At 46.6% G+C, this 15196-nt stretch carries 22 protein-coding genes and 1 pseudogene; all 23 read right to left on the bottom strand.

The window, feature by feature from the left end; all coding sequences use genetic code 11:
* Positions 1-730: Fic family protein (locus tag FNY66_RS12580; protein ID WP_229409519.1), on the bottom strand; the 730-nt coding region annotated here is incomplete at its 3' end.
* Positions 711-1241, bottom strand: coding sequence for a dihydrofolate reductase family protein (locus tag FNY66_RS12585; protein ID WP_150311379.1), 531 nt, complete (start codon positions 1239-1241; stop codon positions 711-713). The genes FNY66_RS12580 and FNY66_RS12585, both read right to left, overlap by 20 nt.
* A gap of 4 nt (positions 1242-1245) precedes the next feature.
* Positions 1246-1707, bottom strand: coding sequence for a GNAT family N-acetyltransferase (locus FNY66_RS12590; protein ID WP_150311380.1), 462 nt, complete (start codon positions 1705-1707; stop codon positions 1246-1248).
* Between the two features lie 125 nt (positions 1708-1832).
* Positions 1833-2132: a hypothetical protein gene (locus tag FNY66_RS12595; RefSeq protein WP_229409521.1), complete on the bottom strand. Its 300-nt coding sequence runs from the start codon at positions 2130-2132 to the stop codon at positions 1833-1835.
* A 41-nt stretch (positions 2133-2173) separates the two neighbouring features.
* Positions 2174-2425: a hypothetical protein gene (locus tag FNY66_RS12600; protein ID WP_202879165.1), complete on the bottom strand. Its 252-nt coding sequence runs from the start codon at positions 2423-2425 to the stop codon at positions 2174-2176.
* Positions 2426-2430: 5 nt separating this feature from the next.
* Positions 2431-2670 (bottom strand): putative signal transducing protein, encoded by a 240-nt coding sequence (locus FNY66_RS12605; protein ID WP_087151254.1) that lies wholly within the window; start codon positions 2668-2670, stop codon positions 2431-2433.
* Positions 2671-3074: 404 nt separating this feature from the next.
* Positions 3075-3467, bottom strand: a complete 393-nt coding sequence (locus tag FNY66_RS12610) for a hypothetical protein (RefSeq protein WP_087152598.1) — start codon at positions 3465-3467, stop codon at positions 3075-3077.
* 31 nt (positions 3468-3498) lie between these two features.
* Positions 3499-4266 (bottom strand): nucleoside phosphorylase, encoded by a 768-nt coding sequence (locus FNY66_RS12615; RefSeq protein ID WP_087152600.1) that lies wholly within the window; start codon positions 4264-4266, stop codon positions 3499-3501.
* A 205-nt stretch (positions 4267-4471) separates the two neighbouring features.
* A complete protein-coding gene (locus FNY66_RS12620) occupies positions 4472-4966 on the bottom strand; it encodes a GNAT family N-acetyltransferase (protein WP_150311382.1) in 495 nt (164 codons plus the stop codon).
* Positions 4967-5076: 110 nt separating this feature from the next.
* Entirely contained in the window at positions 5077-5310 is a 234-nt protein-coding gene (locus FNY66_RS15950; RefSeq protein WP_330581347.1) for a DUF3781 domain-containing protein, read from the bottom strand.
* Positions 5311-5391: 81 nt separating this feature from the next.
* Positions 5392-5748, bottom strand: a pseudogene (locus FNY66_RS12630) (VOC family protein); the annotation flags it as partial.
* An 80-nt stretch (positions 5749-5828) separates the two neighbouring features.
* Positions 5829-6164 (bottom strand): hypothetical protein, encoded by a 336-nt coding sequence (locus FNY66_RS12635; protein ID WP_087152596.1) that lies wholly within the window; start codon positions 6162-6164, stop codon positions 5829-5831.
* Between the two features lie 80 nt (positions 6165-6244).
* Positions 6245-7111 (bottom strand): hypothetical protein, encoded by an 867-nt coding sequence (locus FNY66_RS12640; protein ID WP_150311383.1) that lies wholly within the window; start codon positions 7109-7111, stop codon positions 6245-6247.
* Between the two features lie 162 nt (positions 7112-7273).
* The gene (locus FNY66_RS12645) at positions 7274-7801 is read right to left on the bottom strand and encodes a flavodoxin domain-containing protein (protein WP_087152594.1); all 528 of its coding nucleotides are present in this window, start codon (positions 7799-7801) and stop codon (positions 7274-7276) included.
* A 52-nt stretch (positions 7802-7853) separates the two neighbouring features.
* Positions 7854-8231: a hypothetical protein gene (locus FNY66_RS12650; protein WP_150311384.1), complete on the bottom strand. Its 378-nt coding sequence runs from the start codon at positions 8229-8231 to the stop codon at positions 7854-7856.
* A gap of 91 nt (positions 8232-8322) precedes the next feature.
* Positions 8323-8652 carry a type II toxin-antitoxin system RelE family toxin gene (locus FNY66_RS12655; protein ID WP_087151755.1) on the bottom strand — a complete coding sequence of 110 codons (330 nt, stop codon included), beginning with the start codon at positions 8650-8652 and terminating at the stop codon, positions 8323-8325.
* Positions 8649-8972, bottom strand: a complete 324-nt coding sequence (locus FNY66_RS12660; protein WP_087151754.1) for a type II toxin-antitoxin system Phd/YefM family antitoxin — start codon at positions 8970-8972, stop codon at positions 8649-8651. Before FNY66_RS12660 ends, FNY66_RS12655 begins: the two co-directional genes overlap by 4 nt.
* A gap of 107 nt (positions 8973-9079) precedes the next feature.
* A complete protein-coding gene (locus FNY66_RS12665; RefSeq protein ID WP_150311385.1) occupies positions 9080-9688 on the bottom strand; it encodes a histidine phosphatase family protein in 609 nt (202 codons plus the stop codon).
* Positions 9689-9732: 44 nt separating this feature from the next.
* Complete coding sequence (locus FNY66_RS12670) at positions 9733-10518, bottom strand: adenosylcobinamide-GDP ribazoletransferase (protein ID WP_150311386.1); 786 nt, start codon at positions 10516-10518, stop codon at positions 9733-9735.
* A gap of 30 nt (positions 10519-10548) precedes the next feature.
* On the bottom strand, positions 10549-11625 hold the full coding sequence (gene cobT, locus FNY66_RS12675; protein ID WP_150311404.1) for a nicotinate-nucleotide--dimethylbenzimidazole phosphoribosyltransferase: 1077 nt from the start codon (positions 11623-11625) through the stop codon (positions 10549-10551).
* 28 nt (positions 11626-11653) lie between these two features.
* Positions 11654-13153: a cobyrinate a,c-diamide synthase gene (locus FNY66_RS12680; protein ID WP_150311387.1), complete on the bottom strand. Its 1500-nt coding sequence runs from the start codon at positions 13151-13153 to the stop codon at positions 11654-11656.
* A complete protein-coding gene (gene cbiT, locus FNY66_RS12685) occupies positions 13150-14439 on the bottom strand; it encodes a precorrin-6Y C5,15-methyltransferase (decarboxylating) subunit CbiT (protein WP_150311388.1) in 1290 nt (429 codons plus the stop codon). The genes FNY66_RS12680 and cbiT overlap by 4 nt, the downstream gene beginning before the upstream one ends.
* Positions 14432-15163: a precorrin-3B C(17)-methyltransferase gene (gene cobJ, locus FNY66_RS12690; RefSeq protein WP_150311389.1), complete on the bottom strand. Its 732-nt coding sequence runs from the start codon at positions 15161-15163 to the stop codon at positions 14432-14434. The genes cbiT and cobJ overlap by 8 nt, the downstream gene beginning before the upstream one ends.
* Between the last annotated feature and the right edge of the window lie 33 nt (positions 15164-15196).

The raw sequence follows: 15196 nt of genomic DNA on the forward strand, positions 1-15196 counted from the left end.
ATACCGGTTTCCACTTGGAAAGAATAGCGGTATGCCATAATCTTGCCATTCTGCCGTTACCATCAGAGAACGGATGGATAAAAACAAATTCATAATGGAATATACTGCTGAGAATCAGTGGATGAACACTATTATTTGCTTCTTTCATCCAGTTGAAGAGGGAGTCCATTAACTGCGGAACTAATCGTGCAGGCGGAGCCATAAAGATACACTGGTCACCGTTAAAGACACCTTCCTCCCCACAGCGGAATTCACCGGATTCTTCCACAACATATTTTGTCATAATGCTATGGAATCTCTTTAGATCTCTGATACTATATGGATCTATTTCAGAAAATTTTTCATATGCAGCATAGGCATTTTTAACTTCCCGGATTTCTTTCTGTTCGCCCAATACCGTCTTACCATTGATGACATCCCTAACCTCCCCCAAAGAGAGTGAATTAGCTTCAATCTTCAAAGACGAGTGAATTGATTTGATACGATTGTTTTTTCTAAGATGTGGTCTTGCTTCTAAATTTCCAGTAGCTGTAATGCGTCCAATCTTTTCTGAAATAGATGAAACATAAGATAAAATCTCATTTGTAATTGTAAAAGGCGGTTTATAATCTCCCACAACAGCATCTCCATATACTTGCGTATTATCTTGCGTATTATCTTCCTCTATTATACAACAAGATACATGAAACTCAAGTCCTGTATGCCATTCATCACCTTCTGGTATAAACAAGCTCTGCTATTCCGTTATACATCATCGTCTTATTCAGCCGGAGATGCAGTTCTGTTTCCCTGTCCCCAAACAATGGGATTCCGTCTCCCAGTATCGTTGGTATGATCGAAACACGGTATTCATCGATCAGATTTTCACGGACCAGGGGCTGAATGATACTGCTGCCGCCGCAGATCCAGATATCTTTTCCCGGCATTTCTTTCAGTCGAACGGTCAACTCACAGGGCTCTTCCCGGACAAATTTAATATTTCCTGTTGACTTCTCATTTCTGTGAGTAATGACATAACTTTCCATCTCCTCATAGGGCCATATCTCCGGTGAGAGTTCCGTCCTTACCTGGGCATAGGTATTCCATCCCATTACAACCGTATCGATACCTTGTACAAATTCTGAATATGTCCCCTCATCTGCTACCTCTGCATCCTGCCCTGCCAGCCAGGCCACACCGCCGTTCTTATCTGCTATATACCCGTCAAGGCTCATTGCTATATATAAGATGACTTTTCTCATATTCTTATTCCTTTCCGTTGTGGATGTACATTCTTGTCATGCCACCCTCATCTTCCTCGACCATACAGAGGTATTCCCAACCATATCTCTCATAAAACGATGTATGATCTGTGATAAGATAAAGCGTATCGATTCCTTTTTCCCGCATATCATTGCACATAAAACGGAGCAGTTCACCCGCAATCCCGCGGCAGCGGCAGTCCTCTTCCACATAGAGAGCGCACACATTCGGCGTGAGATCTTTTCTCTTATGAAAATCATTTTCGATCACTCCTGCTCCGCCTATGATCCTGCTGTCTTCCACTACAAGATACCACTGTGGCACAGAGGTCCCGCTTTGCAGCGACTCCTCCATACTTTTCCTGTATTCTTCTGCCGGAATATGCCACTTGTGATGGAACCATTCTGCTGCACGGCAGATAAGCTCCGGATGATTTTTGATCTTTATGATGTTATATTCGTTCATTTCCATACTTGTTCTGAAAGTTTCTCCTTTAAAACAATATTAATTTCCTTTTGTGTTCAAAATCGCTTTCCCTCTCCACTCATTGTAAAAACGTCATCCATCCCCTCACTTGCATTGCAGACTCTTTAAGGATGCTCTTCGACATACTTAAAAAACTCTGGTGTCTTTGACCAGTATTTCACGCCCCAGTTTTCAAAATTCCATTCTTCCATATACCTGTTGCACTCATAGTCAACGTAATACAGCACGCCGTCACACATGATAAAGTTTGTGGGAAAATAATCTATATTCATGTCTGCCGCGTAGAGCAGGCGGCACATCTCTTTTACCTGTCGCAGACATTCCTCCAGCGGTCTGTCTTTTAAGACCATCTCATAGACCGTATCTCCCTCGATGTATTCCTTTATGATCCGCTCATTTTCCATATCCACATCAAGCATCTCCGGCAGTGGTATCCCGATCTCTTTCAGCCGTTTGTAATCATTGGTTTCTTCAGACCGATACAGCCCGCCGTTTTTCCGTCGCAGTATGCCAGATAAAGGCGTCCGGCAGGCATACCATATTTGTCTTCCAGATGCTCCAGCTCAGCGTCATAATTCTGAATCTCGAGATACTCTTTAAACGCAGGATCGCCGCTTATCAGCATTTCCGTATATTCTGAAAACAGTTCTCTTATTTCCTGCGAGTGATGATATGCAGGTATGATTTTAATGTCCATCTTCTTTATTTCACTCCTGCGCTGCGAAGCACCTGCTCCGCCTTTTCTTCTTCTTTTCTTGCAACAAACAGATGATACTCATATGCCGCTGACGCATTAATAAACGGTGTACCATGATACCTTCCCGGATTTGTCATCGGATTGGATTTCGATGTATACTCAATCCCATGATCTGCGAGAGCCGCTTTCGCACGATTATATTTTTCCATATCTCTTGTAAAATAGACTTCTTTCCTGAAAATCATATTGTATCCCCCTTTCTTGCACGCACAGATCTACTCATTTTAACTATTTTTCTGTATCTTGAATCTTTTTGCTGAATATGCTATATTCTTAATAGAAAAGGAGCAGCCGCCCACAAGGGGTTGACCTAATAATAAAGAGATAACATAGAATTACCACCTCATTACTCGCCAAAGTTACCGGGGTGGTTTTTCTATACTTAACACACTACTTCAAATTCGCAAATACGAATGTCAGCAATGCCAGTATGAACATTCCAAAAGCCATAAGATCTTTAAAGTCAAACGGTTTCTTGTCCATCAGCACCACCCCCATTCTATGTAAGAATAGAGGTCAGCCACCCTGCAACACGGTTGCTCCGTAACTCATTCTATCATGATATATTCCATATATTCAATCTTCTTTTTCAGTTCCACATAACGCTGCATTTTCCCGTCGCATTGTTGAACCGGAAGACCATATAATACCTCTTTTTCTCTTCCACTTCCAATTTGGCCGCATAGTTCATGCCCATACAGGATATCAATTCCCGTCTCTTCTCATCCAGAATCTGTAATGTCACCGCTCCCTCTGATATTTCCGAGCGATATACAAACTCATAATTTCCCGCCTTGTGAAATCTAAGCACACGCTTCACCTGTCCGTTACATCCTGCAAATTGCAGGGCTGCCTCCCCGTTTTTTCTTATATAGCCCACAAATATCACCGCAATCTTAGCGCTGAGCATGAACAGACCATTAATATAAAGCAGATAAAACCCAAGGCATAATCCTGATACAAATAATAATCCCCATCCCATAGTGCTGCCCTTTCTGCCGGTATTCCTGAAATCACATCAGTGCAAGTCCGCACTCAAATGCCAGTGCCATATATTTATCCGCACTATCCAGTCCGTACTGCAGCAGATCTCTGATTTCCCATGTGTCCGTTCCAACGCTGTCCGCGCCATACAGGAACTGGATAAAAGGGATCTTCCTGTATTGCGAAGCTGCAATCATGGATGCACATTCCATCTCTACTGCAAGGCATCCCTGTTCCTTTCTCTCCTGTATCACTGGAAGAGTTTCTCTGTAAATGCCGTCTGTCGTCCATGTCCTGCCTTTTACATACGGACAGCCACATTCCGTTAATACGCGCTCCAGTATGTCCACATACCGTTCATCTGCTTTTATTTCCGGTGATGGCGCCGCGTAATGATAGCTCGTTCCCTCGTCCCGTACCGCCGAGACGGGAATGATGATCTTCCCCTGCACTTTCTTTTCATCAAGTACGCCGCAGGAACCAAACAGGACAAAACGCTCCGCACCCATCGCCACGATTTCCTCGAAGCCGACGACACAGGCAGGAGCTCCTACTCTTGACTGGAAAAAAGCGATATCAGTATCTTTATAGCGGATCTTATAAACTGGCATTGCGCCGTTTGCAGTATATAACTCCGCTATCTGATGCACGTTTTCCAGAGACGCAAATTTCCGGATAATATTGTCAGAAAATGTAGACACACAGATTTTCGGGAAATCTTTTCTCTTCTCTGTCGTATCTGCCGGATTGATCAACGCCGGTGCGGATATATCCGCTCTTTGAAATATTGTCTCCACAGACATCACCTGCTCCTTTCTCTTCTTCAGGTACAGTTCAGTACAGTTCACACCTAACCCCTGCCCACATGCGCACTCGTCGCGCTGACGCGCTTCAGTTCCGCACTACGTGCTAAGACTGCTTATGTGGGCGGGGGTTGCGAGTTCCACTCGCCCTCAGGTATAGGAGAATGCTTCTTACATGCGAGCATGACGCTGCATTCTCCTATACCTGAGTACGGTGTGAACTGCAACCTTTTTTCATCACATAATTTGTCAACAGTACTCCTTTTCTCTCCACCTGCTGTTCCCTCACAACCTTATATCCTCTCTTTTCAAAAAAGGGCCTCGCCGTGATCGACGCATGTGTTGTAATCGTTTCTGCATCCACCGCCTGTTCCAGCCTGTCGCAGAGCTCTGACGCAATCCCATGCCGCTGAAAATCTTTGTGCACATACAGCCGGTCGAGATATCCCGCACTGTCCATGTCCGCAAAACCCACAATCTGTCCGTTGCCCTCCTCTTCATTTGAAGCCATTACTGCTACCAAAGTCATATGCTCCCGAAATGATCTGTCCCACGCTTCCAGATTTATATTTCCATCGGCCCACGCATCAAGCTGTTCATCTGTATAGTCTGATGCATTTACACTGTGTACTGTATTATAAAATAGTTCGGCAATCACTTTTATATCTTCCTGTCTGTAACTTCTGATCTCCATCCCTATACTCCGATTTCTGTCCTGATACATTAAAACGACGCATACTAATTTCCTTCATACTTTTTCTTATTCTTCAATCCTGCCTTTTCATATCTCTCACATCCATATTATTATTTAACAAGATGGGCTGTAATGATCGTATAACTTGAAGCGTTGACTGTAATCTTAATATTGTCTGTATGACAATACCAGTTCTTACCCTCTTTATAAATGTTACAGTCTGAAGCCAGTATCTTATCTCTGCAATATTCCACAACATCTGCTCTTTCCAGCCGAAGATTTTTCTTGATCCGGTCTCCTCCCATCTGGGTTGTATGAAGCTTATCCAGATTTGAGAGCAGCAGCTTCCCATCTGCCTTCCAATCATCCGGTTCTTCACCCTCAGCTTCATAGCCCTCCCGGGCCAGCCATCTTCTCTCTCCATGCGGTGTTCCCACCTCGATCAGATTCCCGTCCGGATCATAAAATCGAATTACTTTCTGTCCCCAGCTGTGAGTAGTAAGTCTGTTGACATATTTGACCGAGGGATAGATTTTCTCAAGTTTTTGAGCAAACGCCTCTATATCACGCTCTTCAAAATACAGTTCGCAGGCATTACTTTCCGGAATAATATCTTTTTCCAGAAATTTCTCCCAAATTTCTCTGTCCTGAAGCACAAGACCTTCAGTTAAAATCATATTTCCATCATTATCAAGCACCATATCAAGACCGAACAGATCATGATAAAACTGCTTTGACCTCTCAATGTCCTCAACAACGATCAATACATTTTTTAATCTCATCACTGCACCTCTTTTTTCCGTATTTTTTCGCTATATCAAGAAGAGTCAATCCCTCAAACATTTCTGTTTTTCTTTTCAACCTACCAGACTGTCTGCAGAATAAAAGCGGACATCATCAACACCGCAAACGATTGGATAACTATGCTTAACCCATCAACCAAAAAGGATGGCTGTCTGGTTTTTCTTACCTCCTTGATATATGGGATGTCATATCCCAGTGTAAATACCAGATTAGCAATAATTTCAATTACAAAAATTATAATTAATGTATATTTACTTCCATAGGAAACCGATACAAAACCGATATGCGTAATAACAGATGCAGGGATATTCTTCCAGTTTACAACAAATATAAGTCCGGTTATTCCGATGATTCCCCACGAAACATAGTTTATGATTCTTTTGATTTTATCCATCTTTTTCTTCTCCTCACACCACACATAAACGCATTCTTATGCTTCAAGTTTATCCACTATCTATTCATTGCATCAGATGATCACTCGGAAGGAGTCCAGAATCCGTAATCCGCTGTTCCGTTTTCCCACTGTCCCTGTACCAGATATACACATCCCGGCTGCGCGGTAAATTCGGGATTTCCTTCCTCATTTTCCTGAATTTCTACAGGTGTTCCATCCGGGATCTGATCCGCGCTGTCCTGATACTGCCCCAGCAAAGAATCCTCCCATGAAAGAATCTGAACGCTCTCAGGTTTTACATCAAACATCAATTCCATTTTCATTGGTTCTGAAAGCTTCGTCACTTCTGTCGGATTTGTCTGCAGGATGTGCGGCGCATCTGTAGTAATAGTATTGCCTTCGCCGTTTTCCTCGTAAGTCCATGTATATCCCAATGCTTCCGGAATCATTACCGTCACGGCTGCCAGATCATCCGTATAGCATACGTTCAGTTCAGGACGCTGGGAAGGTTCCTTCTCCACAAAAAATTCGTCCAGAAAGTGGCTGTATTCTTCAATGTACTCCTGATTTTCCTGCTCCGTTCTTTCTATTTTTGAAATTCCGTTGTACTGGCCGGGATAAGATTGGGCCATAATCCCGTTTCCGTAAATATTCAGGACATCCCCGTTATTCAGATCCTGCTCTGTGATCTTTTCCCCATTTTCATCGTAAAGTTCTTCCTGTGGTATTTTTCCGGTAAAAGGCATGTCATTTTCCAGTTCAACGAAGATATTATTACCATCTTCTTTTTTTAAATAAACTGCCTGCATAGTATAGGCGCTATCCGCCTTTGGCTTATCCGCCGGTTCGTCCTGCATAAAGTGGTTTCGTATACCTGCTGCCACTAAAACGATCAGTATCAGCAAAGCCACGCCGATACCTACTATAAGTTTTGCTTTTTTACTCATAAACCCTCCATAAAATTGGCACAAATTATTAAATCTAATACTGTACCATAAGTTAATTTCTTTCGAGAAAATGACTGTATTCTTCTATATATTCCTGATAGCAGTATTACACCGATAAAAACTATCTGCTTTTTACGTTCCTTCATTTTACTTTTCTTCTCTCTACTGTTTTATATAATCGATCAACGGTTCCAGATACTTCTTATCCGTCCAGTCGCATTTCTGTCCGGCTGCGCACATGAGCGCTGTCATCCACGGCTCATATTCGGACGGATCCTTTTTCCCGACTGATTTCTGAAGCATCCTGCACATCGTGCGGTCTGTGAACGTCATCGCTTCTTCGTCCCATGCTCCGCGCCCGTAGAAAAGAGGAATATCTTTCAAGTCTTCTTTCAGGTTATGATTTTTAACTTCTTCTAATGCCTTGTCGTCATACGGAGACGCACCGACACAAAATATCGCTGTCCGCTTCCCTGATAGTGCATTTTTATTCTTTCTCAGATATGATATTCCGGCAATCCCCGAGGCATAGACAGCGCCGCACAGCACTACTGTATCATAACCGTTCATCGTATCTGCTTTCGCTTTTTTGGCTTCAATGACGTCAAACCCTGTTGCCTCTTTCAGCCACTGTACATATTTTTTCGTGCTTCCGTATTTGCTCTGATAGATGATAATTCCTTTCGCCATAGCTTTTACCCCCTATGATTCATTTTTCACTGACAGATTATGAAGCGCTTTTTCAGTCACCAAATGCCTCGACATCTCCTTTGTCTGCCGTAAATTCATATTCCAAGCCCGTACCTTCCGCGCCCACAAGCCGGATACGGTTCTCTCCTTCTCTTACTTCTATTGTTTCCGATGCAGACTGCCCGGCATCTTCCCCGGCGCTGCATTCCAAAAGTGTGGACACTGTGCCTTCCGGATCGACATAAACAAGTTTCGCTTTTCCCGATGTGACCATCAGACTATAGGAGATATTCACTTCTTCCGGCTCTTCCGCGTCGAGCTCCCATATTGTATCCATTCCTTCCAGTTTTTCTGCTGAACCGGACACTGTGTTTTCTGACTGATTCCCACTGAAATTAGTCAGATTATAGCTGCTGTAATCATCTTCCACACCTTCATCCTCTGCATCTCCTTTCGGCTGTATTTGTGTTTATTATAATATAAAAGAGAGCATAAAAGTATATTTTCTTCTATGCTCTCTGCTACAATTGATATTTTTCTCGTCGCTTTGCTGCTTCTTTATACACTTGTTCATCCGCCCGTGCAGATACGACAACAATTTTCATAATTCCATCATCGAAAATAATCTTATATACAACACGGATCCCCAGATCTCTGAATTTAATCTTTAATAGATTCGTAAGATTAGTTCCTGATTTACTGCCCAAAGGCTTTCCATATCCTCCCTCCTGTACAGGAAGAGGATTTCGACTTACTTTCTGAATTCCTTTTAAAACCTGAATACGGACAGAATGATCAAGCCTTTTTATATCTTTTGCCGCTTCTTCTAAAAATTCAATATTCCAGGTCATTCGATTTCCACATCCCCCGCTTCTTCAAGTTCCTTTTCGCTGATCCCTATATCAGCAAGTACATTCTCAAAAGATATAGTTGGTTTATCGCCGTTTGCTTCAAGCCTCTTCCCGGCTTCAAGCAATAGCATATAATCCTCTTCAATCTCCGTAAGTCTTGTATATTCCTCCGGTGACAAAATTACTGCAGAAGGCTGATTATTTTTTAATACAACCAGTTCTTTCTCCGTACGGAGCCTGTCAAAAATCTGTGAAGCTTTACCTTTATTAAATTGAGAAATCGGGACTAAACTATGCAGGATATTTAATGCCTTTGCCACTATTAACACCTCATTTAATCTTTTTCTTTATTATATACGGCTTTTAGAAATACTTCAACAGGAAGCATTAAAATATATCGATAAATTTACATTATTATTTTAAGTGGTTATATTCTTTGTGTCACTCTCAGCACTTTCCTGCTGTTTCTCCATTCCTCTCCTGACACTTCAGCCACATATCCGCCGCCATTTTCCACCTGCCAGTGGTAGAACTCGTGCTTATCCTCAGCAAGCTCGGAAAGCACCGCCATGATCGTACCTCCATGTACGACGAAAGCCGCGTTGTCCGCGCCATCCTCAAGAAGTCTGTCGATCCATCTCTTCACTCCGTCCACGCATCTCCTGCGAAAGGATGTCTGATCTTCCCCGCTCGGGAATGCAGTCATTCCTCCGGACTCTAGCCATCGGATATACTCAGGCTCATTTTTCAGGTCTTCATAAGTCTTCTGCTCATATTCTCCGAAATCGCACTCCCGGAGCATCGGTTCTGTGACAATCTCCATTCCGGGATAAATGAGTCCTGCTGTCTGGATACACCGTTTCAGAGGACTTGTGATAATATACTGTACAGACGGATACAGTCCGCCGGTACTCTTTTCCTGACGCTGACGGAACTCTTCTGCCACACGTTCGGAGAGATCTTCATCTGTCCGGCCGATGTATTGTCTCTTTTCATTTCCCGGCGTGCACAGATGCCGGATGAATACTACTCTCATAGTCTTTCCCTTTCTGTATATCGATGACAAGACTTCAAGATATCTTATATTATCTTTCCTGCAAACACGATCACTGCCAGCATCGCCAGTTCACACATCTGCAGGAAGTATCCCGCCAGATCCCCCGTCGTTCCGCCGAACTTCTTCCTGCTCATCCAGTAATAATAGGCAAACACCAGAAGAGCCGCCGCGATCACTGCCGCTGCTCCGGCCACGGCAGCGCCGCCCTGCTGCCATCCCAGATACAACATTAGCCCTGCACAGATACATGCCCATATGATAAGCACAATGCGCACTCTCTTTTTCTGTGCTCCGTCCTGAAATGTCCGAAGCAGCCCGCTGTTTTTAGCCGGATGAAAGGACACGACAGAGATCCCGCTCAGAGATCTTGAAAGAGGATACATACAGGCTGCTATCGGCAGCATGTAAGACTCCGCCTCACTCCACAGCGCAAGTACCGCCACAAAATAGACACACAGCCCTATCACGGCAAATGCGCCCGTATGCGGATCTTTGAGTATCTGCAGTTTCTTTTCTCTGTCGCCGTAAGAACTGATCGCATCGATCGTATCCGCATATCCGTCCAGATGGATGCCGCCCGTGACCAGAACGGGAATCAGAGACATCACCGCGGCAAAGAAAAACTTTCCGCAGGATGTATATTCTAAAAGCGCATATCCGATGCCAAACTGGAGTATCCCTGTTATCACGCCGACAACAGGAAAAAAACACATCGCATACTTCATATTTTTTTCATTCCAGTCCACGGTCGGAACGGGGATTTTGGAATACATAGATATAGCTATGTCCAGTGAATTTAACAGACGCATTTCATATTTCTCCCTTTCCCTGCAATGCTGCTACTCAAACTCCTCATACTGTTCTACATGGATCTCATCAAACGTACTCATCTCATGGTAAACGGCAAGCCCCATCTCAAGCAGCGGAATTGCTGCCACTGCTCCGCTTCCCTCGCCAAGCGACATGTTACATTCGATATAAGGAGAAAGCTTCAGCGCCTCAAGCACCATACCCCCTGCCGGCTCTCCTGACTTATGGGAAGGCATCATGTAGTCTGCCGCGGCAGGGCACAGCTTTGCCGCGCAGAGGGCTGCCACTGAAGAGATAAATCCGTCAATAATCACGGGGACGTGGTACAGCGCTCCTCCGAGGAACACGCCTGCCAGACCGGCAATGTCCAGACCTCCCACTTTGGAGAGCACATCAAGAACATCCTTTTTGTCCGGCTGATGCAGCTCGATCGAACGTCGGATCACGTCAATCTTACGGTTCAGTCCCTCAGAACTCAATCCTGCGCCGCGTCCTGTCACTTCCGCGGCATCCCGCTCAAGAAGTACAGCCGCTACAGCGCTGCTCGTTGTAGTATTTCCGATACCCATTTCTCCCGTAGCGAGCAGATCGTACCCTTGTCCGGCCAGTTTTTCAACCATATGTATTCCCGTGAGTACTGCCTGTGCCGCCTGCTCCCTCGTCATGGCAGGTTCGAGAAGCATATCTTTTGTCCCGCTCATCACCTTGTATTCCGGCTTGGTCACTGCAGGTACATCCACCGCCATTCCGATATCCACCGGGAAAAGTTCCACGCCCGCGATCTCCGCCATCAGACATACACTTGTTGCGCGCCGGGTAAAGTTCTCCGCCACAATGGCAGTCACTTCCTGTCCGGTCTGAGTCACACCCTCGGCAACCACACCATTGTCCGCGCACATAATAACAAGACCTTTTTTCCTGATTGTATAGTCTGCTTTTCCTCTGATACCGGCCATACGCACCACCGCCTCTTCCAGCTTCCCAAGGCTGTTCAGCGGCTTGCCCACTGTCCTCCAGTGTGCTTTTGCCGCCTTCATGCTGTCCTGGTCAGCCGGACGGATTTCTGCGATTTTCTGTTGTAATTTCTTCTCAAACTCCTCAGACATTTTCTCTTTCCTCTGCTCTTTCTGTTTATTATTTTTTACTACATTCGCCTGTACTATGGCAGTTACCGCACCGCGTCCGTTCCCACTCATAACAGCGCACGGCAAACCGGCGTGCGAATTCCGGCATGGACGGCAGATACAGATGAGGATAACCGGCAAACATATTTTCTCTCATATGAATACAGTTCCACTTTCTCTTCCCGTCCGGTTTTACTGCCATACAGTCATTCCCCGAATCGGTGCTGTCCCAGTAATGGAATTCATGCCCTCTTATAGTTTCCCCGGGAAGGAGCCAGTCAGCTTCTTTATCGGCTGTTATATTGACATATCCGAAGCGTACCAGTTTTCCCGCAGGGCAGGTCTTCCCCTTTATCACCCCGGCCAGAGGATATACATTCCCATCCCTGTCTTCCATCTGCTCATGGAGATACATGAACCCGCCGCACTCTGCGAGACAGGGCATCCCTGTGTCCAGAGATCTTCTGATCTCATCCAGCAGCCCTCTGTTTTCAGAGAGTCTTTTGCCGTAAAGCTCCGGATATCCGCCGCCCAGGATCAGACCACTGATATTTTCCGGCAGTTTCTTATCTCTGAGCGGACTAAAAGGCACCAGTTCACATCCCACTTCTTTCAGCAGTTCCAGGTTCGCCTTGTAATAAAAGCAGAACGCCTCATCCCGGGCAATCCCGATCCTGAGCTGCTTCTGCCCCTCTTTCCTGTCTTTTCCGTCTCTGACAGAGCAGCCGCCTCCCGTCAGTCTATTTTCCGCCAGTCCGTATCCGTCCGCCGGATGTACTGACCGCGTTTCTCCGGCTTCCAGTTCCGGCGCCGCCTGCGCGACAGAGAGTATCTGATCCAGATCCACGCTCTCATCCAGTATCCTGCCGGCGCGTTCTGTCTGTTCTTTCAGATTGTTCAGCTCCTGTGGCGTCACGAGTCCGAGGTGACGGCTCTCCAGACGAAAGGCTTCGTCTTCGGGTATATATCCCACCACGGGGATGTCATATCCGGATTTTTTCAGTTCCTGTTCGAGCATGTCTTTCAGTCTGGGATAAAGCATCTTCGACGCGCGGTTCAGCAGGATTCCCCGGATATTGCTGTCGGCACGGAATCCGATCATTCCGCGGACAAGCGCTGCAAGAGAGAGCGCCGCTCCCCGACAGGGAACCACGAGTATAACAGGGATCTGAAGTGTCCTTGCCACATCGTAGGAGCTTCCCTCATCCGTATCCGTCCCGCGGCCGTCATAATATCCCATAACTCCCTCTGTCACAGTGATATCCGCGCCGGATGTATGCCGGATAAATCCATCGGTCAGCTCTTCCTTGTCCGAGAAGAACAGATCCAGATTCCGTGAATCCACCCCCAGTACTTCCCTGTGGAACATCGGGTCAATGTAGTCCGGCCCGCATTTGCAGGCCCGCACTTCCATGCCTCTCTCCCTGAATGCGGACATCAGGCCGCAGGAGATGGCTGTCTTCCCGCTGCCGCTCGCCGGAGCAGCGATCAGTATTCTGGGGATCTTCATCTGTCCGCACTTCCTTCCGTCTCATCCTCGTTTTCCTGCCTCTCTCCCCCTGCGGAAATGATGTACACCGGATTCTGTCCGGTCATCATATGATATCTTCCGAGCACGCGGGCGCGCGACGCCATGATCTGTGTAATCTGCGCATCTCTCAGCAGACCTTCCTCTATGGCATCCATAACTTCGCCGACTGTCTCAAGCGATATGGCGTTGATCACGATGCGCGCTGACGGATTTTTATCAAGTACAGTGCACAGGATTTCTCTGAGATTTCCGGAGCTTCCACCGATGAACACATGGGTCGGCGGCTCCAGTTCCCGGAGTGCATCCGGCGCCACCCCCTTTATAATGTGTATTCCATCCGTCCGGAATTTCTTCTGGTTCTGCTTGAGAAGCTCAGCAGCCTCCGGTTTTTTCTCTATAGCATATACCCTGATCTTATCTCCGGAACGTGCCGCTTCCACAGACACCGATCCTGTTCCCGCACCGATATCGTACACGACCGCATTCTCTGTAAGCTCCATCTGCGCCAGACTGACAGACCGCACTTCTGCCTTTGTCATGGGCACATTTCCGCGTATGAATTCCTCATCCCGGATGTGTGGTCCTGTTCTTTTATCCGGATGCGGATTCAGGATCATGGCCGCACACAGACCGTCCGCCTCGTCTCCTGAAAAGTCACCCGGATGCCCGGATACAATCTGCTCATCCGGGTATGAGAGCCTGCTGCCGATATGTACGGTCACATCATCCATTCCGTATTCCTTAAGCCGCGTGATCATCTTCTCCCCGGCTCCCTTTCCGCCCAGAAGAAGGAATGTCTTTCCGTTTCTGTTCACTGTCTGTATGAAGTTCCCTTCCTGTCCGTGGAGACTGAGCACCGCCCCGTCTTCCCACGTCGTTTTCAGCCGGGCGGCGAGACAGATGACCGAGGAGATCCCCGGGATCATTTCCACCTCATACTGGTCAGGATGCCCAGCAAACATTTCCGAGAGCTTCTTCGCTCCGCTGTAGAATCCCGTATCTCCTGAGAGCAGTACCGCCACATGGGCATAGTCCGGATGTTCCTCTATATATGCAAGTATCCTGACTGAATTGTACTCGCACAGCTCCGGCACCCGGACAGCCGGGTCTGTTCCATACCGGAGTTCCCTCGCTGAGTCAATCATCCTCTTCGCACCGATCATGCAGTCACAGGCACCGATCGCCTCTACTGCCTCCACAGTCATCGATTCCCTGCTTCCCATACCGATCCCGATCAGTGAAATCTTCTGGCGTTTCTTACACATCCTTATACCCTCTCGGCGTTACCATCCTGCCGTTTAATTCCATTGTATTAGAGTTTCCGATAAATACCGTTGTAAACATATCCACCTGCGTGTCTCTCAGCTTTTCCAGAGACATGATCTCGTATGATTCCCCGTCTCTTCCGATATTTCTGACAATCCCGCACACTGTCTCCGGCCTGCGGAACTCCAGAATCATTTCGCAGGCTTTCTTGAGATAGTCCGCCCGCTTTTTACTTGCCGGATTATAGATGCAGATGACGAAATCTGCTTCTGCAGCGGCTCTGACACGGCGCTCGATCTTCTCCCACGGTGTGAGCAGATCGCTCAGGCTGATGACTGCGAAGTCATGCATCAGCGGAGCCCCAAGGACCGCAGCTCCGCCGGATGCGGCTGTGATACCCGGCACGATCTCGATCCCAACATCCGGATAATCCTTTCCGACTTCACAGATCAGGCCCGCCATACCGTAGACTCCCGCATCTCCGCTGCACACCATTGCCACATCCTGCCCTTTCTGCGCCTCTGCAAATGCCATGCGGCATCGATCAGTCTCTTTGCGCATCGGTGTGCTCAGAAATGTCTTATCCGGAAATTCTTCTCTGATAAGGTCAATGTATACTGTATATCCGATGATCACCGGACATTTCTCCAGCACCTTTCTCGCCCGTATCGTCATCTGGTCAGCCGCCCCCGGGCCCAGACCTGTCACATATATTTTACTCATTGTCCCTGTACTCCGTTTCTCTGTTTGATACTC

Source organism: Mediterraneibacter catenae (genome assembly GCF_008691045.1).
Taxonomy (GTDB): domain Bacteria; phylum Bacillota; class Clostridia; order Lachnospirales; family Lachnospiraceae; genus Mediterraneibacter; species Mediterraneibacter ornithocaccae.